Source organism: Mucilaginibacter mali (assembly GCF_013283875.1).
Classification (GTDB): domain Bacteria; phylum Bacteroidota; class Bacteroidia; order Sphingobacteriales; family Sphingobacteriaceae; genus Mucilaginibacter; species Mucilaginibacter mali.
This window is the reverse complement of the sequence record NZ_CP054139.1, coordinates 4,039,391-4,057,361: the sequence shown is the minus strand read 5'-3', so window position 1 is coordinate 4,057,361 and position 17,971 is coordinate 4,039,391. Positions and strand designations below refer to the sequence as shown.

The window sequence follows — 17,971 nt, the reverse complement described above, 5'->3', positions numbered from 1 at the left end:
CTAAATTTTACCAGTCATCGGTACGGAACGACGATGCCGGCAGACCGTTGGTGCCAAACAGGTCGCCAACCACAAAATCGCGGAAGGCGTAGCGCACGGCAACCGGCTCTTTCACCAGCATCGATGATACCCAAACCGTACTGCCCGATATAATAGCCGTAGCCGGGCGGAACTGTTTATCCTTACCCGCTATCTCAAAATATTGCAGCGGCTTGTTGTACGATGTTAAGCCGTTTTCGGCACCGGTAAAGCGGATGGTAGCCACGCTGCCGTTCACCGTCATGTCCTGGTAAATGGGGCTGCCATAGCCAAAGCCCTTAATACCGTAAGTTAAGGCCAGCGCCTGGTAGGCCAGGCGGGTGCCGGGTTCTTCCTTATACATAGGGTGTATAGTGGGCTGTTCGCCAACATCCATCAGCACGGCCATGCCGCTGTTGGGGATATATTTCAGGGCTTTGCGCTGTGCATCGCGCAGGTAGGCCGAATTATACTTGCCTCCAACGTTGTATGGGGGCAATTGCGCGTAATCGTAAGGGGCAATCTGGGCGTAGTAGAATGGGAAATCGCCTTGGCCCCACAGATCGCGCCAGCGTTTTACCATGGCGGGGAACAGCTTCTCATACTGGTCAGGCCGCTCGTAGTTCGATTCGCCCTGGTACCAAATACAGCCTTTAATGCCGTATCCAATTACCGGGTATATCATGCCGTTAAACAGGGTAGTAGGGGTGCGGGTAACCACTTTAATAGTATCGGTTCTGCCGGGGATGCGTATCTCCGGGAAATCCTTCAATCCCTCGGCATCCATCCAGGCTTCGGCTGTAGAGCCGCCATAGTTATCGCTGATCAGGCCTATCGGCACATGTAGCATATCATTTAGCAAGCGGCCGAAAAAGTAACCGGTCGCGCTGAAGTTACCTACCGATTCCGGATCAGCCACTTTCCATACCGATGGCTTGCTGTTATCCTGCGCTACGGTGATAGACGAATGCGGCACGGTGTACAAATGGATATTGCTATTGGCTGATTTCAATATCGCTTGCAGCGAACCAACGATAGGCGCGCCTTTAAACCCTTTCACCGGCATCTCCATGTTCGATTGACCGGCGCAAAGCCACACCTCGCCAATCATTACATTGTTAAGCTTGGTGGTTTTACCGTCGTTTATGGTGATAGTGTACGGACCGCCGTAAGCGGGTGTGGCTACCTTTACCAGCCATTTACCGGTGCTGGCAGCGGTGGTTTTATAAGTTTTATTATTCCACGATGTGGTGATGCTTACGCCCTTGCCCGCATCGTCCCAACCCCAAATGGGCGCCTGGGTTTGTTGCTGCAATACCATGTCGTCGGTAAACAGCGACCCTAACGTTACCTGCGCGCGCAATGCCGGGCTAAATGCCATGCCGCAGGCCAAAACCATTAACGTTTTTAATTTCATTGTGTAATTAAGCGTTTGCCTTTTCTTGTAATTTATTGGCGCGCTTGGCCTCCAGCCAGCCGCTGTACAACAGGTTTTTATCAAGCACAGGTTTGGGGAAGAACAGGCTGGCCAGGTAGCCAACGATGATCACCACAAAATGGCTGTAAACCCCCAGCATATACTTGTGCTGGTTAAAATTGTAATGCCCTAAGTTAAGCAAGATATGCTTATCATCGCCCAAACCAATTTTGGTTGATGTTAAAAAAGCCCAGGCAGTAAAAATAACGCAGGCGATGATGCCTATGGTAAGGCCCTGCCGGTTGGCACGGGCGCTAAATAATCCCAATAAAAATATCCCGACGATACCACCCGAGAAGATAGCATAAAGCGTAAACACGATACCCAAAGCACCCTCGCCGCCTACCTGCAGGTAAAGCGTGGCGATCATGATAGCGCCGATACCTGCCAGCACTACTATCCAGCGGCCCGCTTTCAGGTAGGTTTTATCTGATTTGCCCGGCTTGAATTTTTTGTAGTAATCTTCTACACCAATGGCCGAAAGACAATTGAGGTCGGCGCCAAGACTGGATATTGCCGCGGAGATCAATGCCGCCAATATTAAACCTACTACGCCTGGCGGCAATTCGGTCATGATGAAATAGGGGAACACGGCATCATCTTTCATACCTGCTGGCAGCGGGTGTTGCTGGTAGAATACAAACAACGCCGTCCCGATAAACATAAACAGCGCCCAAAGCGGCACGGTTAAGGCCACGCCTAACAATGATGCGCGAATGGCCGACTTATCTGTTTTGGCAGACAGGTAACGCTGCACCATGGTTTGGTCGGTGCCGTATTTTTGGATGGCGTAGAACAACCCGTTGATGACCATTACCACAAATGTTAGCTTCTTAAAGTTCCAGGTATAAGGCCCAAAGTTATTTTTATGGTTGATGGTAGCCACGTGCCACAGTTCGGGCAGGCCGCCTTTTATCGAGAATATGATGATAAGGAACGATGCGATACCGCCCGCTATCAGCAAAAAGCCCTGTACCACATCGGCCCAAATTACAGCCTCAATACCGCCTATCAGTGTGATAACGATGATCACGAAACCAATGATCCAGATGATGGCGTAGGTGTTGGTATTGGTCATGTTTGATAGCGCCAGCGCCAGCAGGAAGAACACGGTGCCCATTTTTGAGAAATGCGTGAGCACAAAGCCCACCGAACTGTAAAAGCGGGCGAACAGGCCGAAACGCTTCTCAAAGTACTCGTAGGTACTCACCCCAATTACTTTGCGGTAAAGCGGCACCACAAACCACACCATGCACAGCAGTACTACGGGTACCATCAGCCCCTGTACCAGCAATATCCAGTTTGATGCAAAGCCCTCGCCCGGGTAAGCCAGGAAAGTAACGCTGCTGATCAATGTAGCCATGAGCGACATGCCGATAGCCCAGGCAGGTAGTGACCCCCGTGCTACAAAATATTTGCCGGTTGAATTTTGCCCCTTAGAAAAGCGCAGGCCAATGGTTAACGATGTTGCCAGCGCCAGGGCGATAATGATATAGTCGATCAGGTGCAGCGTTTGGTGTTGCATAAAACAGGTTTAATTGGTTGGTTGCCAAATGCCGGGCGGCCAGGGGTAGCTGCCGGGCTTTAAAGTTACATTTAATTGGTTGTTGCCGGGTATGCTGGTGCAAATTACCCCGGGCGATAGTTGCTGTAGAGGTACCAGTTTGGTAATGCCCAAATGCTGCAGAACAGCGGTCGCCGTAGCTCCGCCTTCTATCAATATTTGGTGCAAGTTAATGTTTTGGCCGATGCGTTTTACCATTAAGCCCATCTTATGGGTAAGCGCAACTGGGTCTACAGTTTTGTTGGTGGTAGCTTCGGGGTGGATGGCCATAACGCAACTGCCTGCGTGACTTAAAGCCGATACTACTTGTTCAACATAGTTTTTAGCAGTTGTTTCCGGGATCTCATCCCCGAAAATAATTTCATCCGGCAGATAAACTACCGGGGTATTGTTCAACAGGCCATCTATAACCTGGTAATTATCTTTATTAAAGGTGCTGCCCAGTACAAACAACCGGGCCGATTTTAAGCTGCAATTAACAACAGGGGACACAATAGGTGTACTTTGCAGGTGCTTCAGCAAACTCTCGAACAAGCCTGCCGATCCGGCCAGCAACGTATCCGCGCCAGCTTTGGCTACCCATTGGTCAAAATCGGTGTCAACGGCAATCTCGCCTATACTGATTCCCTGAACGGGGATCGGCTCATCCTGTTTTAATACATGGATCTCATCATCGGTGCGCAAAATGGTTTTTACATCTGATGATATAGCAGGAAAGCAGGGGTCGTTAGCGAAATTGCTGAGGTGTACGGGCTGGTCTTCGTAATAGTAAACCCCGTCTACAATTGTTTTATTGTGCGATGGGTTGCCGGCTACGATCAGGGCGCTTTGCAGGCCCGATGCTTCCATTTGGCTCATCACCTCATCTACCACATGGCCGCGCAGTACCGAATCGATCTTTTTAAAGATGGATCGCGGCTTTAAGGCCATCAGTTGCCGGGTGATCTGGCTGACGGTGGCTTTCGCTTCTTCGGCCGTCATAGCCCGTGTATCCGTAGCGATGATGAGCAGGTCGGCATCGGTTTCGGCATCTACCAGCATCTCTATCTCTGTCTTCAGCTGGTATTGCAGGCCTATGCCCGCCAGTTCGGCGGCCCCTGTCAGGTCATCGGCTATTACGGCTATCATACCTTTTCAACTGAGCGGTACTTGCTGAGCTGTATGGCCGATTCGATAGCCAATATCATGGCATCCGGACTGGCAACGCCTTTGCCCGCAATCTCGAAAGCCGTACCATGATCTACCGAAGTACGGATAATAGGCAGGCCCATGGTGATGTTTACACCTTTCACGCTGTCCATTTGTTGCTTTTCGCTATTCCATTTAAAGCCGGTCAGCTTAAAAGGGATATGGCCCTGATCGTGATACATAGCCACTACGCCACCATAATACCCGGTTGATGCTTTAGAGAACATGGTATCCGCCGGAACGGGGCCTTCTACATCGTAACCTAAACGACGGGCTTCTTCAACGGCCGGTAATATCTCCATATCATCCTCGGTACCAAACAGGCCCGAATCGCCCGCGTGGGGGTTCAATCCGGCAATACCTATCTTCAGGTTCTTTTCGCCGAGAGATATCAGGCCGTTGTGCAGCAGTTCGGTCACTTCGATGATGCGATCTTTCTTTACCAGGTCGCAAGCTTGTCGTAATGATACGTGGGTAGATACGTGGATCACCTTCATATGATCCTCTACCAGCAGCATGGCGTATTTTTTGGTGTTGGTAAAATGCGCGTAAATTTCGGTATGCCCGGCAAAGTGGTGCCCGGCCTCGTTCACCGATTTTTTATTGATAGGCCCGGTAACGGTGGCGTCTATCTCACCGGCCATCGCCAGCTCTATCACTTTTTTCACCGCTTCGAATGAGGCGCCACCCGCCATGGCCGAGATCTCGCCGAATTTAAACTGGCTCATATCTACATTTTTCAGATCGTATACATCGGGTTCGCCATAAATAAAGCGAGCATCCTTAATATCGGTAATAGCGTTGATCTTAGCTTTCGAACCAAAACGCTTCACAATGTCCTCGAACACGGCTGCATCGCCAATAATAACCGGGCGGCAAACCTCGAACAGGCGCTCGGTTAATAATGCTTTAACGGCAATCTCGGGGCCAATGCTGGCTGGATCGCCCATGGTAATGCCTATAATAGGTTTGTAATTGCTCATTGGTAAAAGGGCAGGTTAAGGTTTTCTTTTGCGATGATGCTGTGCAGGGTGCGCTGCAATTCGGCGGCATCCAGTTGCGATACCGGCTCCAGCGGTGGCATCATGTGCGGCTGGCATAACCCCGCGCTCTGCATCAGCGATTTTAAGGCCGCCAGCGAACCACCCAGCAAGCGTTTGCTTTGGTACAGGTTGCCCAGCAGATCGGAATGTGCTTGCAGCATATAAGCGGTTTGCTCGTCTTCGCGCTCTACCGCGCCAATCATCTCCTGGTAAATATCGGGGCAAAGGTTACCGGTGCTGGGCACCAGGCCGTCGCTGCCATTAATTAAGGCGTGTGCCGATTGCGCGGCCCATCCCAAAAAGTGGCTGAAATCGCTGCGTTTTGCCCACAACGCTAATGATTCGTTCAGTCTGTCCATGCTACGTTCCGAATCCTTGGTGCCAACGATGTTATCATGGTGGCTCAGTTTATCGATCAGTTGCAACGGGATGGAGATATGGGTAGTAGCCGGGATGTTATAAACGATCAGTGGCACCGGGGTCATATCGGCCAGGGTCTCGAAGTATTTTTGGATCTCGTGCTCGGTAAGGTTAAAGTAAGCAGGCAGGTGGGCAACAACGGCATCTACACCGGCATCGGCGCAATGCTTGGCCATGGTGATAGATTCGGCTACACAATTTGATGATATGCCCGCATACAGCATTTTGCCAGGCTGCTTTAATTTGGCAGCCAGGTTAATGAAATCAATCTTCACATCGGCCGGCAGCGACGATGCTTCGCCGGTGGTGCCCAATATAAAAGGTACGGCACCAAAATTAGAAAAGCTGTCGAATATCTTTTCGACGCCTTTGTGATCAAGTTTATGGTTTTCTGTAAGGGGGGTTACAGACGGCACCACTAAGCCATTATATTTCTTTTTAACTTTCATTCTTATCAGTATGCCGCTTCGTAAATATCAATAGCATTATTCAGGTTGATGGGCCTTGGGTTGTTCTTCAGCAGGCGGGTTATTTTCATCGCATCGGTAGCCATATCGGGGATGGCGGCTTTATCTATGCCTGCTTCGCTTAACCTTGATGCTATGCCGCATTGTTCTATCAGTTCGCGCACTTTGGCTATGCCGGCCATGGCGGTCTCCTCGTCGGTAGCGCCGCTGTTGCAGCCTAAAGCGCGGGCAACGGCAGCATAACGGGCAGGCACGGCCGGCATGTTATATTCCATTACATAAGGCAGCAACAAGGCGTTTGATAAGCCATGCGCCAAATGGAACATGCTACCCAATGGGTAAGATAAGGCATGTACACCGGCCGTATTTACCGGGCCTAAGCAAAAGCCACCCAGCATACTGCCAATGGCCAGTTGTGTGCGGGCATCCTCGTTAGTGCCATCGGTAACGGCGGCTACCAGGTTTTGGGCTATCAGGCGCATGCCCTCGTAGGCGTACATATCTATAAAGGGGTGCGCGTACAGGTTGGTATAAGCTTCCAGGCAATGGGTAAGCGCGTCCAGGCCGGTGGCTGCGGTTACCGCTGGTGGCAGGGTAGCCGTTAACGCCGGATCGATGATCACCATATCGGGTACCAGGTACGGGCTGATGATGCCTTTCTTCTGGTTATCTGCTTCATCTACTAAAATAGCGTTAGGCGATACCTCGCTGCCGGTGCCGGCGGTGGTGGGGATACAGATCAGTCCCTTACGGCGGCCTTTTAATAAACCGTTACCGGTGATATCATGTAATGTTTGTGTATTATCTAACTGCGCGGCTACCAGTTTGGCGGCATCCAGCACGCTGCCGCCGCCGATGCCTACCACCGCATCCGCGAAGATGTTGCCGAAGCTTTTCAGCATGGCCTCCACATCGGCAAAAGATGGTTCCTGTACTATCGATGTATCAAGCGTAACGCTGATGCCTTGCTGCTCCAGTTGTTGTACCATTGGTTGCAGCAGATCGAGCAAGGGCTGTATGGTAACGATGATGACATTGGAGTACCCGCGGGCAGCCAGTTCATCCGTCAGTTTTAATAGCGCGTTTTTGCCGATAATCACTTGGCCGGGGAATCGGATGGTGATATCCCGGTAAGCATTATTACCTGTTAGTTCCATGGTGGTTTATAATAAGCAATCAGTAAAAATAGCCAACAATATCCCTATTACTTTCATAGGCTATCCTTGTCCCAATTTCATCATCAAATATCCATTACCAGCAAACATTATCCTTATGGGATGTTACCCGCTTACTATAGAATCTTATCATAAATAACTTTTTAGCCTGATGAAAATTTGGAATAGACGTTAGCCTGTTGTACAGGATTGTGCCTGATTGTATCTGTAAATCAGTTGTTTATTGCGTAAATGATAGCGCATAAATACTCATATCCCTTAAAATACGTCAAAGAACTACCTGAAACGGAAAACTTTTAACAGGAAAAGTGGAGTTTTTTATGCGTTTTTAGGCCGGAAATGGCAAAACGCTTTTGCAAGATTGTATAATATTATGCCCTGGGTTACAGTAATGACATTATAACGCTATACAATATACAAAAAATTACCGGGAAATGTGGTGGCGCGTTTTTGCCGACGTATCTTTGTTATGACATCAATCCCGAACACCCATGAGTTACGAAGACATCCCGCTGGTAAATAACGAGGCCATCCACAATTTTGAATTACACATCGAGGGCTACCATGCCCTTATAGATTACCGCCTGAAAGGGGATAAGATATACCTGGTGCATACCGAAGTGCCTGCCGAACTGGAAGGCCGTGGCGTTGCGGCCGCCATTGTAACTAAAGCGCTGGAATACATTGAGCAGCATCACCTTAAACTGGTGCCGCTTTGCGTATACGTGCAGGGCTTTTTAAAACGCCACCCCGAGTGGAACAGGCTGTTGGCGGACTGAGTTATAGGCCATGCCGAACTTGTTTCGGCATCTCACATGCAAGTTAAATTACACGATCCGGCTACTCATTAGATGGGATGCCGAAACAAGTTCGGCATGACAACTAGTTGTGGCATATCGCCCTGTCAGGCCATCACCCGTACAGGTTTTTTATGCTCATCTATAGCTACAAAGGTAAAGTCGCCGTGTACGGCCAGTTCGCGGCTTTCGGCATACATTTGTTCTACATAGATCTCTACACTTACCTTCAGACTGGTATTGCCCACGTGTATCACCTTGCCCACCAGTTCTACAATGGTGCCCGCGGGGATGGGTTTCTTAAAGTCGATACGGTCTGACGATACCGTTACCATGCGTTTGCGGCTAAAGCGGGTGGCGGTCATAAACGCCACCTCGTCCATCATGTGCATGGCTGTGCCGCCAAACAGCGTATCGTAATGGTTGGTGGTATTGGGGAAAACGGTTTTAAATACCCGTGTTTCCGATAGGGTGATCCTTTCTGCTAAGTTCATTTCTTTTTAATAGGGGCCAATATGGCCTGCAGTTTTTGCTGGGTGGTTAAGGTATGTATCTCGTGCCTGATGTGCAACAGGCAGTCGCGGCACAGGCAATCGGCATAATTGTTCAGGATGTGGCCCCATTCGGCATCGTTAAATGTAATGCCGTTGCACTGGCATAGTAATATGCTGCCTACCTTACATTCAAAGGGTTTGCCGCAGCGTGGGCAATGTTTGTCTTCGTGTTGTGCCATGGGTGAAAGATAGGGCGGGCAGTCTTGAGTGCCCGGAACGTTTAAAAAATATAATTCGTCATTCTTGGTTAAAGAACATTATCCATAAGGGGGCAATAACGTGTCGTAAACTAACCAAGGTTAAGACTCACCCGGTCGTTACTTCGCCCGACCACCCTCTCTCCGCTACGCGGAAAGAGGAGATGGGTTTATCCGATATTTGCTCCTGCCCTCTATCCGCGCAGCGAAGAGAGGGTCGACCAGCGTAGCGTAGTCGGGGTGAGTACTCGCGTCATTGGTAACGTAGCGATAGATCTACCGCCAGTGCTTACGAATCTATTTACCCAACCTGTATGCCGGAGCCCCATTCGCTATTGCTCAGGGGGGACAAATTAAAGTTTAGAACACTTAAGGTAGCCCGCCCATAAAAATTAAACTAAAGTTTCGGTACCTATCTTTTGGCGTGCCTCGTGTGCCGCGGCCACCATGTTTTCAAGGGCGGCTTTGGTTTCGGGCCATTTGCGGGTCTTCAGGCCGCAATCGGGATTTACCCACAGGTTACGGGCGGGCAATAGCCCGGCCGCTTTTTCAAGCAGGGCAACCATCTCAGCAGTAGCAGGTACGCGTGGTGAATGGATATCATACACGCCGGGGCCTATCTGGTTAGGGTATTCAAAATGGGCGAAGGCCTGCAGCAGTTCCATTTGCGACCGCGATGTTTCTATCGTGATTACATCGGCATCCATGGCGGCTATATCGGCTATGATATTATTGAACTCGCTGTAGCACATGTGCGTGTGTATCTGCGTTTCGTCGCGCACGCCACCGGCCGTGATCTTGAACGCGGCGACGGCCTGTTGCAGGTATTGCTGGTGTTTGGCCTTGCGGATAGGCAGGCCCTCGCGGATGGCCGCTTCATCTATCTGGATAATGCCTATCCCGGCCGCTTCCAGCGCCATCACCTCATCGCGAATGGCCAGGGCGATCTGCTGGGTAGTAATATCCCGTGGCTGGTCATCGCGCACGAACGACCATTGCAATATGGTTACCGGGCCGGTCAGCATGCCTTTCATGGGCTTATCGGTCTGCGCAGCTGCAAAGGTGCTCCAGCGCACGGTCATATCTGCCGGGCGGCTCACATCGCCATAGATCACCGGCGGTTTTACACAGCGGCTGCCATAGCTTTGCACCCAGCCGTTCCTGGTGAACAGGAAACCGTCCAGTTGCTCGCCAAAATACTCCACCATATCGTTACGCTCAAATTCGCCGTGCACCAAAACATCAAGGCCCAATTCTTCCTGCCAGCGTATCACATCAATAGTGGCCTGTTCTATAGCCTGCTCGTATTGCTGTGTTGTTAGTTCACCCTTTTTTAACTTAGCGCGTAGCTGGCGGATATCATCCGTTTGCGGGAACGAGCCGATGGTGGTGGTTGGGAACGATGGGAGGTTAAAGCGTTGCTGCTGTATCTGCTGGCGCACAGGGAAGGCACCGGCACGGGTAGCATCGGCCCTGGTGATGGCCGCAACACGGTCTTTCACCGTTGGTTTATGTACTTTTTGCGATATTCGCCTGCTTTCAATAGCCGCTTTGTTAACCCTTAGCAGATCGGTTTTGCCTTCAACTATTTGTGCAAGGTGGCTTACTTCCGCCAGTTTTTGTTTGGCAAAGGCCATCCAGTTCTTTATCTCAGGGTCGATGGCTGTTTCCAGTTCAAGGTCTATCGGGCTGTGCAATAGCGAGCACGACGGTGCTATCATCACATGGTCGGCACCCAGTTTATCAATGGCTTTTTGGATGAATTGTAACGATCGTTCATAGTCGTTCTTCCAAACGTTGCGGCCATCTACCACACCTACCGATAGGATGAGGTTGGCGGGAATAAGCTCAAGCACTTCGTCCAGTTGTTCGGGCGCGCGCACCAGGTCGATATGCAAAGCCGATACCAGCAGGCTGGTGGCAAGTTGGGTATTATCAAATAAACCATCAAAATAGGTAGCCAGCATTAATTTCACGCCGCTTACCCGGTTGGCGATAGAACGGTAGGCGAACTCAAAAGCCTCCTTTTCTTTTTTCGATAGGTCGGTCACCAGGCAGGGTTCGTCCAACTGTATCCACTCGGCGCCTTGTTGCTTCAATCGGTTAATGATCTCTACATACACGGGCACCAGCTTTTTTATCAGTTCTATCCGTTCAAAACCCGGCTCTTTTTCCTTACCCAATAACAGGTAGCTTACCGGGCCTATCAGTACCGGTTTGGCCTTGCTGCCCAGTGTGCGTTTGGCGGCATTGTATTCGCCAAAAACCTTCTCGGAAAAAATAGCGAACTCTTGTTTGGCCGTAAATTCGGGTACGATGTAATGGTAATTGGTATCCATCCACTTGGTCATTTCCATGGCGGTAATGTCCAGCCCGTCCTTTTGATAACCGCGTGCCATGGCAAAATACAGGTCTATCTCGCTGTTATCTTTCACGGCCGACAACACCGGCGAGTAGCGTTTGGGGATAGCGCCCAGCAGCGTGCTCATGTCCAGCACCTGGTCGTAAAAACTAAAGTCGTTACAGGGGATCAGGTCTATCCCTGCATCCAGTTGGGCATGCCAGTTCTCCTCGCGAATTTTGCGGGCCACATCTTTCAACTCTTTCAGATCGGTTTTGCCTGCCCAGTACTGTTCGCAGGCTTTTTTCAATTGTCTTTGGCCACCAATACGCGGGTAGCCCAGGTTTTGCGTTAGCATTTCTTTTAAAAAATTAAATAAATAATTCTGTTAAAAGCCCGTTAGCTAAACTTCGCAATGCGATGGCGTGATGGAAAAAAGAAAGGGACGCGCGCAAACCAAACCGGTAGAACACCGGCTAAAAAGCGCACCAAACCAGACCCTGCCCCATACCGCGAAAGCATTGTCAATTCGATATGGCAGGTCTCCTGACTTGTAACAGTTTTTATCGTCCTTCCCGCTTTTGGCAGTGGATACGCGTGGATAAAAACCTTTGTTGTTACTTACAGTTGCGCGACAGTCCGTGATTTGCACACGGTTCCCTATTAATTTACAATTAAGTAAAACCTATACCGGTTGATGAAGAAAAGTAAAGAACTTGTTTCGGGGGCAAATGTAGGTAAACGGATTGTTAAAAACGATAGGGGAAATTTTGAGGCTGGCGTGGAAAAGGTTTAGTGCCCTGGAAGAGTAATAGCCCATGATTAGACATCGTGCGATAAAAAGCGTTGGGAATGTGCCTAATCATGGGCTATTACTCTCCCGGGGGAGGGAACTTAAGCAGCAACAAAAAAGCGATGGGCAGGCCCATCGCTTTTTTGTTAAATCTTCTCCTTCGGAGGGTAATAGCCCATCATTAGGCAGATAAACAGGCCGCTCCTGCGGAGCCAAATTTTAAGCTTAACCTATTTCTACCAAAAGGCCATCCCCTACGGGCAATGTCATTAAGTTAAGCTTTTAAGCCCCACCTAAATCCTCCCCAAAGGGGAGGACTTTAAGAATTTTACGCTTGTGCAGCCTAAGTCTCCCCTACCGGGGGAGATTTAGAGGGGGCTTTATTCGGCTGGAGCGATATGTTGGTAGAAAAAGACGGTAAGTAAGGCAGAACCCCATCGGGGTGATCTGTAAAATGCCTATTTATCCGGCTCTGCCTAATCATGGGCTATTACTCTTCGGAGAGGGCAAGGTGAGGTCCCCGTCACAACATAAACAACTTCAAATACTCGCGCCCCTCTTTGCCCCAGTTGCCTATGGCATCATCAAGCTTGGCCTTTAATTGCTTTTTATTTACGGGTTTGCCCTTTGCCGGCGCAACTACTTTGCCCTCGGGGATGGTCATATCGGTTACTTTGGTGGCAAACCAGGTGATGTTTTCGTGCGGCATGGCTAAGCCCAATATCATCCCGGGTAATCCGGCGAACGATTCGGGGCCGGCGCTTACCGGGATCTCATCGGTATAAAATGCCACTACATAAACCGAATCCATCACCAGCGCATTGGCGCGGCGGCAGGTGTAGCCGGCAATATCGCGGGTTTCGCTGGTTATCTTCCAGTTAATTTTGCGCACGCTGTCTCTCATTAAAAACTGCTCTTCAAATACCTTTTTTTGTGTAACACTGGTATTGGTAGCCAAATCGGTATAGGTAACATTGGTTTGCTGGGTAGTTGGCGCGCCATCCCAAAAAAAGCTGTTTTTCAGCGGGTTCTCATCGGGCAGTGGGGTAAACAGGGCCTTGTCTTTGGTGAAGGTCAGCGTGCTTTTCAGCTTTTTAAACTGGGGGTTATCTTTTTTAAAGGCCTCGAAAATGCTTTGGATAAAGCCATCGTTATCGTCCATATTCTTTTTCATCAGGGCATACAGGTTCAGCGTTTTTTCGTACTCAACTGTGCCGTTAAAGGTAAAATGCTGACCGCCCTGTGCCATAACCTGGCTACTGCCGATGAGGAATGCTAACAGTATAATTATTTTTTTCATAGTCGATATTAGTTTTTAGCTGGTGCCGGTCCGCCCATTTGGGTAAAATCCCAGGTGATGGAGAACATAAAATAACGTTTAATATTAGTATAAGTAGTTTGACTGATGGCGCCGTTGTTGGCATAACGGTCGAACCCGCGGTTTTGGTTAAGCAAATCGTTACAGCTTGCTGTTAGCTTTAAATTCTTCTGCTTCAGCAGCGTTTTAACTATCGACGCATTGATGATGGTTTTGCTGAACGTTTCGTTAAACGATTGTGTTTTACCGCGATAATCGTAGTTACCATCGGCGTTTATTTCAAACTTGCCCGGCAGCGTTACGTTAAAGTAGCCATTACCGCTAAAGGTGTAGCCGTTGTTGTTAATTTCGGGCTGTAGCGATGTTTTGCCAAAAGCGTAACCCGGCCCCGCGCTGATGCGGAAGCCATATTTGTTTTGTTTGAATTTGCTGATACCGAAGTTGCCACCTATGTTGCTTGATGTAGTGGTATTCAGTTCGTTATTAATGTAATTGTATGATTTGCCGCCGTTGCCGTTCATACTCAGGCTAAAAGTAACGCCCATTATCTTTTGTCCCATATCTGTATTGAAATAAAAGCTGGTTGGCGTTTTACCCACCAGGTTTACCGATTGGGATGTGCTTTTATTGGTGTTCCGGTCTGTAACGGTATTGCTCACGATAGCATTGCTGGTCATATCGTACGACGCGTTGATCCAGATGGATTGATCGGACAGGATCTTATACGAGTTATAATTAAAGCTGAAGCTGCTGTTAAAAGCCGGACGCAGGCCGGGATTACCCAATACGATATTCAGCGGGTCGGTATTTATGCGTACGGGCTGGATCTGCTCAAGAGAGGGTTGATCGGTGTAGCCATAATAGCCAAAACGCATCGAACGCTGCTCTGAGAAGCGGTACTGATAGCTGGCAGTTGGGTTCCAGTTTAAAAAGTTGCGGCTCAGTGTGGTATGGTTAATCTCGTCGGTTTGCTTATAATTAACTGCCGATCCGCGCGCGTTGATATTAAGGGTTGATTTGGTGGTGCGCATGTTTAACGATGTGCCGAAGTTATTTGATAACTGATCGAGCGTGTAATCGTTACTGAATTTAGTATCCAACACGGTATACTGGCCCACCGCGCCGGGATTATATGACCGCCTGTCGGAATTGTTGTGATTATTCGTCAGCCCGTAGTTAAATATCAGCGATGCCATTTTGTTCAAAGGCTCGGTATAAGTGGCGTTAGAAGTGATATTGGCCGTTTTTGAAACATTGTTTTTATACTGATCGATCACCTGGGCGCTGTCCAGCGCGCCGGTGGTACGGTTATAAAACCTGGTATCCGATTTCAGGTAGCCCTTGGAATCGCTGTTGTTGATGTTGGTACCTGCATTGACAGAGATGGTGCGGCCTGCTTTTTTAAACTTGTGGGTAAACAGTACGTTGGCGTTGAAGACCTGCCCGTCGGTATTATTGGTAAGGGTGCGCGTTTGGCGGTTAAGCAGCGTATCGCCGCGGCCATTCATGCTGCTGCTTTGGTAATTGTCGTTATTGTCGCTGTTCTTCACCGTGCCGTCTATATTAAACTTCAGGGTCGATGCCGTGTCCAGTTTGATCTGGTACATCAGGTCGATCTTTTGACGGAAGATCTTTTTATTAAAATCCTGGTTAGAGTTGCTGCTGGTGCTGTAACCCGGCAGCGTGTTCTGCGATGAATTGGTTTGATTACCATCAACCGATAACCACGAATTTTTGTAGTTGGTGTTGATCGATTTTTTATCATTGTCCCATTTGGTATCAAAGTGCAAGCCGCCGGTGCGGGATACCGGGATACCGCGGCCATTGTAACGGCCATCCCACGAGTCGTCATCGCCACCGCCGCTAAAGTAAAAATACCCCTCAGGGCTGGTCTGCATTTCGGGGCTGCTGCCATATTTGCTGTTATCATCCCAACCAAGGCCGGTTTTGCCTGTGTTTGATCCGATAAAGTAGCCCGAGAACTTCTTTTTGCCAATGAAGCGGTTATACATGGCCTGGGCGTTGTAATATTTATCGGTAGCAATACCGCCATCCAGTTTGCCGAAATAGCCGTTCTTTTTATCTTCCTTTAGTTTAATGTTGATGGTTTTGGTCTTCTCGCCATCGTCGATGCCGGTAAAGGCGGCCTGGTCGCTTTTTTTATCGTAAAGCTGCACCTTATCCACCATATCGCCACGGATGTTTTTAGTTACAAGTGTAGGGTCATCGCCGAAGAACTCCTCGCCATCAACCAGTACTTTTTTCACTTCCTTGCCCTGGGCGGTTATTTTGCCGTCTTTATCTACCTGTATGCCGGGTAGTTGTTTCAGTAGGTCCTCTACTTTAGAGTTGGGCTGGATAACATAAGCTTTGGGGTCGAACTCGGTAGTATCACCCTTTATCTTCATGGCGGCTACGGTGCCCTTTATCAATACTTCCTGTAGTACTCTTGATTTTAGGGTTAGGTTCAGCTTGCCCATATCGTAGGCTGGTTTAAGCGAATCGAGGCTGAAGCGTTCGATCAAATCGGCATAGCCGGGGTAGGTAACCATTAAAATAAATTTGCCCTTGTTCAGGTTCCCGATATTGAACGATCCATTGGCCGCGGCGCGTGTAAAAGCGCGCAGGGTGGAGTCTTTGGCGTTCAAAACGGCAATGGTGGTGTTGTGCAAACGCAGGTTAGCCGCACTGTCGATAGCCGTTCCCTTAACCGAATATTGGCTTTGGGCGCGGGTGGTAAACGAGAAGAAAAGGCACAGAGATAGTAGTAGAATTGTGAATCTCATTAGGTCAGTTTTAGTTAAGCGCACGAAAGTATAACTAAAAACTTAGGATTTCAAAAAAATTAACATACGTTAACATATGGGCACTTTTTACCCTTTTTAGGAATGATACTAAGGTTTTAGTTTTGGTGATATAACGGGGGATTTTGGAGGATATTGTGAGAAGGAAAAAGATAACTTTTTATATTAAATATCCGTATAATTGTGAAACGACTTAAAACCTTATCAAAAAATGAAGAAACCTGTAAGCTCCGCTCTTTAGAGGCTCTTTTTTATCCTCTTACTATTATTCTCTGTATTTATTATTCATAGCTGCCGGAAATCGGGCAATGATTCAAATAATTCAGCCAAGCCAGATATTAGTCAGGCTAAAAAATGGTATGAAAATGCATACCCGGTTACTGCTAACAAAAATCTTTTACTGTCAAGCATAGGTGATGGAAGCACTACACCCGATATGAGCCAGTTGATTACACCAGACTGGGATAATGCTAATGATTATACCCGGTTGGATAAACACGTTATAGAAATACCAATGGATGGGGCTGTTAACTGGCAGAGTGATTTAAAGGCGGGCTCCACAGGTAAAACTAACACGTTTAAAAACTATAGCCGTACGTCTTTTTTAATTTTTGGCAGTGCCGAAAATTATACAGCGTATATTATGACGGTAATTGCCGATTCGGCATATATAAATAACGACTTTACAAAACTATCGCAAAATACCTTTCAGCATCACGACCCGAACTTTAGCGGAAAGCTACTGTACTTTACCCCTAAAGGTAAATTTGTAAGCGGCTGGATCTATAAGAAAGGGAAACTAACCGCGGCGTTAACCTCAACGGGAACAAAACAAACCAATTCGTTAAAATTATTAGATGGACCGGTCGGGACTGATCCAACCCAGGATGGTGATGGAAGTAGTGGCGGGTCGGGGAATTGTACATACTGGTATTATGTTCTTCGGTATGGCAATGATATTATATCTGTTACATTACTTGGGCGCACTTGCGATGGAAGTGTACCCCAGGGACCCGTAGATGGACAGTATATTTATCCCGATCAAACCGGCGGTTATGTACCACCTGAACCTGTACGTATAATAGAGGATAGTTTAAAAAAACATTTTCCCTGTGCAACGAAATTAGTCATAGACAAACTACTAATGGATCCCGCTTATTTGAATTTTGTATCAGTGTTTACAACATCGCAAAAGCCGGATTTGAAATGGGAAGATTCTAATACGCTACCTTGGAATCAATCAATACCAGGATCAACATCGACAACTTATACATTGGCTTCAACTACACCTGATAATAGAAATGCCACTATTTCGCTTAATAGAAATATGCTTCAAAATAGTTCTCAACTTTTGATTGCGGCCGCAGCTATACACGAAACTTTACATGCTTATATTAATTATGTACTATATAATGCTGTAGATAGTTTAGTTCATGAACCAAGTGTTAACTCATGGATGGCTTCAGCAGCAATTTATTATGATTTTTACTACTATAATCTACCCATGAATTATCGGGATCACTTTGCTATGATAAATGATTATTTTGATCAAGCGGTAGCTATATTAGCTACTTGGGACAATAACGGGCACACCATGGATGAGTATAGAATGGCAATGCTCTATGGAACTAATTTAGCAGAGGACAGTGTGAGTCAATTCGAGAAAAATTTATTGAACACAGCTTACAATGGCATTGTATCGAAATATAATTTATCTCCGACCGCTATAAATACATTTAATACGAACAATTTAAACGCACCAACGAACAAAAAATTACCGGGTGATTGTCCACCCTAACGGACTTAGTTTAGTTT

The 17,971-nt window shown here is 48.0% G+C and carries 13 protein-coding genes and 1 riboswitch; of the genes, 2 read left to right on the top strand and 11 right to left on the bottom strand.

Features of this window, described 5'->3' with window-relative positions; genetic code table 11:
• Positions 1 to 7: 7 nt before the first annotated feature.
• Genes HQ865_RS16935 through HQ865_RS16910 form a run of 6 tightly spaced genes read right to left on the bottom strand, consistent with a single transcriptional unit; the run spans position 8 to position 7,334 of the window.
• Positions 8 to 1,435 (bottom strand): sialate O-acetylesterase, encoded by a 1,428-nt coding sequence (locus tag HQ865_RS16935; protein WP_173416036.1) that lies wholly within the window; start codon positions 1,433 to 1,435, stop codon positions 8 to 10.
• Between the two features lie 7 nt (positions 1,436 to 1,442).
• A complete protein-coding gene (locus HQ865_RS16930) occupies positions 1,443 to 3,020 on the bottom strand; it encodes a sodium:solute symporter (RefSeq protein ID WP_173416035.1) in 1,578 nt (525 codons plus the stop codon).
• Positions 3,021 to 3,029: 9 nt separating this feature from the next.
• Positions 3,030 to 4,187, bottom strand: coding sequence for a four-carbon acid sugar kinase family protein (locus HQ865_RS16925; RefSeq protein ID WP_173416034.1), 1,158 nt, complete (start codon positions 4,185 to 4,187; stop codon positions 3,030 to 3,032).
• On the bottom strand, positions 4,184 to 5,230 hold the full coding sequence (gene pdxA / locus HQ865_RS16920; protein WP_173416033.1) for a 4-hydroxythreonine-4-phosphate dehydrogenase PdxA: 1,047 nt from the start codon (positions 5,228 to 5,230) through the stop codon (positions 4,184 to 4,186). Before pdxA ends, HQ865_RS16925 begins: the two co-directional genes overlap by 4 nt.
• The gene (locus HQ865_RS16915) at positions 5,227 to 6,159 is read right to left on the bottom strand and encodes a dihydrodipicolinate synthase family protein (RefSeq protein ID WP_173416032.1); all 933 of its coding nucleotides are present in this window, start codon (positions 6,157 to 6,159) and stop codon (positions 5,227 to 5,229) included. Before HQ865_RS16915 ends, pdxA begins: the two co-directional genes overlap by 4 nt.
• 5 nt (positions 6,160 to 6,164) lie before the next feature.
• Positions 6,165 to 7,334: an iron-containing alcohol dehydrogenase gene (locus HQ865_RS16910; protein WP_173416031.1), complete on the bottom strand. Its 1,170-nt coding sequence runs from the start codon at positions 7,332 to 7,334 to the stop codon at positions 6,165 to 6,167.
• Positions 7,335 to 7,843: 509 nt separating this feature from the next.
• On the opposite strand from HQ865_RS16910, the gene HQ865_RS16905 reads away from it, so the two are divergent.
• Positions 7,844 to 8,131, top strand: a complete 288-nt coding sequence (locus HQ865_RS16905; protein ID WP_173416030.1) for a GNAT family N-acetyltransferase — start codon at positions 7,844 to 7,846, stop codon at positions 8,129 to 8,131.
• A gap of 125 nt (positions 8,132 to 8,256) precedes the next feature.
• Here the strand turns inward: HQ865_RS16905 and HQ865_RS16900 are convergent, their stop codons facing one another.
• The 5 genes from HQ865_RS16900 to HQ865_RS16880 all read right to left on the bottom strand — a co-directional run bounded on the left by HQ865_RS16900 (position 8,257) and on the right by HQ865_RS16880 (position 16,138).
• Entirely contained in the window at positions 8,257 to 8,643 is a 387-nt protein-coding gene (locus HQ865_RS16900) for an acyl-CoA thioesterase (protein ID WP_173416029.1), read from the bottom strand.
• Entirely contained in the window at positions 8,640 to 8,882 is a 243-nt protein-coding gene (locus HQ865_RS16895; protein WP_173416028.1) for a cysteine-rich CWC family protein, read from the bottom strand. The genes HQ865_RS16900 and HQ865_RS16895 overlap by 4 nt, the downstream gene beginning before the upstream one ends.
• Positions 8,883 to 9,292: 410 nt before the next feature.
• Entirely contained in the window at positions 9,293 to 11,599 is a 2,307-nt protein-coding gene (metE, locus tag HQ865_RS16890) for a 5-methyltetrahydropteroyltriglutamate--homocysteine S-methyltransferase (protein WP_173416027.1), read from the bottom strand.
• 161 nt (positions 11,600 to 11,760) lie between these two features.
• Positions 11,761 to 11,945: riboswitch (cobalamin riboswitch) on the bottom strand.
• 612 nt (positions 11,946 to 12,557) lie between these two features.
• Positions 12,558 to 13,334: a GLPGLI family protein gene (locus tag HQ865_RS16885; protein ID WP_173416026.1), complete on the bottom strand. Its 777-nt coding sequence runs from the start codon at positions 13,332 to 13,334 to the stop codon at positions 12,558 to 12,560.
• Between the two features lie 8 nt (positions 13,335 to 13,342).
• Positions 13,343 to 16,138: an outer membrane beta-barrel family protein gene (locus HQ865_RS16880; RefSeq protein WP_173416025.1), complete on the bottom strand. Its 2,796-nt coding sequence runs from the start codon at positions 16,136 to 16,138 to the stop codon at positions 13,343 to 13,345.
• A 454-nt stretch (positions 16,139 to 16,592) separates the two neighbouring features.
• Here HQ865_RS16880 and HQ865_RS16875 point away from each other — a divergent pair, with 454 nt between their 5' ends.
• Entirely contained in the window at positions 16,593 to 17,954 is a 1,362-nt protein-coding gene (locus HQ865_RS16875) for a hypothetical protein (RefSeq protein ID WP_173416024.1), read from the top strand.
• Positions 17,955 to 17,971 lie beyond the last annotated feature (17 nt).

Excerpts from the sequence above, each read along its gene's own strand:
- HQ865_RS16935 (WP_173416036.1), bottom strand. The coding sequence starts at position 1,435 with ATGAAATTAAAAACGTTAATGGTTTTGGCCTGCGGCATGGCATTTAGC.
- HQ865_RS16930 (WP_173416035.1), bottom strand. The coding sequence starts at position 3,020 with ATGCAACACCAAACGCTGCACCTGATCGACTATATCATTATCGCCCTG.
- HQ865_RS16925 (WP_173416034.1), bottom strand. The coding sequence starts at position 4,187 with ATGATAGCCGTAATAGCCGATGACCTGACAGGGGCCGCCGAACTGGCG.
- pdxA (WP_173416033.1), bottom strand. The coding sequence starts at position 5,230 with ATGAGCAATTACAAACCTATTATAGGCATTACCATGGGCGATCCAGCC.
- HQ865_RS16915 (WP_173416032.1), bottom strand. The coding sequence starts at position 6,159 with ATGAAAGTTAAAAAGAAATATAATGGCTTAGTGGTGCCGTCTGTAACC.
- HQ865_RS16910 (WP_173416031.1), bottom strand. The coding sequence starts at position 7,334 with ATGGAACTAACAGGTAATAATGCTTACCGGGATATCACCATCCGATTC.
- HQ865_RS16905 (WP_173416030.1), top strand. The coding sequence starts at position 7,844 with ATGAGTTACGAAGACATCCCGCTGGTAAATAACGAGGCCATCCACAAT.
- HQ865_RS16900 (WP_173416029.1), bottom strand. The coding sequence starts at position 8,643 with ATGAACTTAGCAGAAAGGATCACCCTATCGGAAACACGGGTATTTAAA.
- HQ865_RS16895 (WP_173416028.1), bottom strand. The coding sequence starts at position 8,882 with ATGGCACAACACGAAGACAAACATTGCCCACGCTGCGGCAAACCCTTT.
- metE (WP_173416027.1), bottom strand. The coding sequence starts at position 11,599 with ATGCTAACGCAAAACCTGGGCTACCCGCGTATTGGTGGCCAAAGACAA.
- HQ865_RS16885 (WP_173416026.1), bottom strand. The coding sequence starts at position 13,334 with ATGAAAAAAATAATTATACTGTTAGCATTCCTCATCGGCAGTAGCCAG.
- HQ865_RS16880 (WP_173416025.1), bottom strand. The coding sequence starts at position 16,138 with ATGAGATTCACAATTCTACTACTATCTCTGTGCCTTTTCTTCTCGTTT.
- HQ865_RS16875 (WP_173416024.1), top strand. The coding sequence starts at position 16,593 with ATGAGCCAGTTGATTACACCAGACTGGGATAATGCTAATGATTATACC.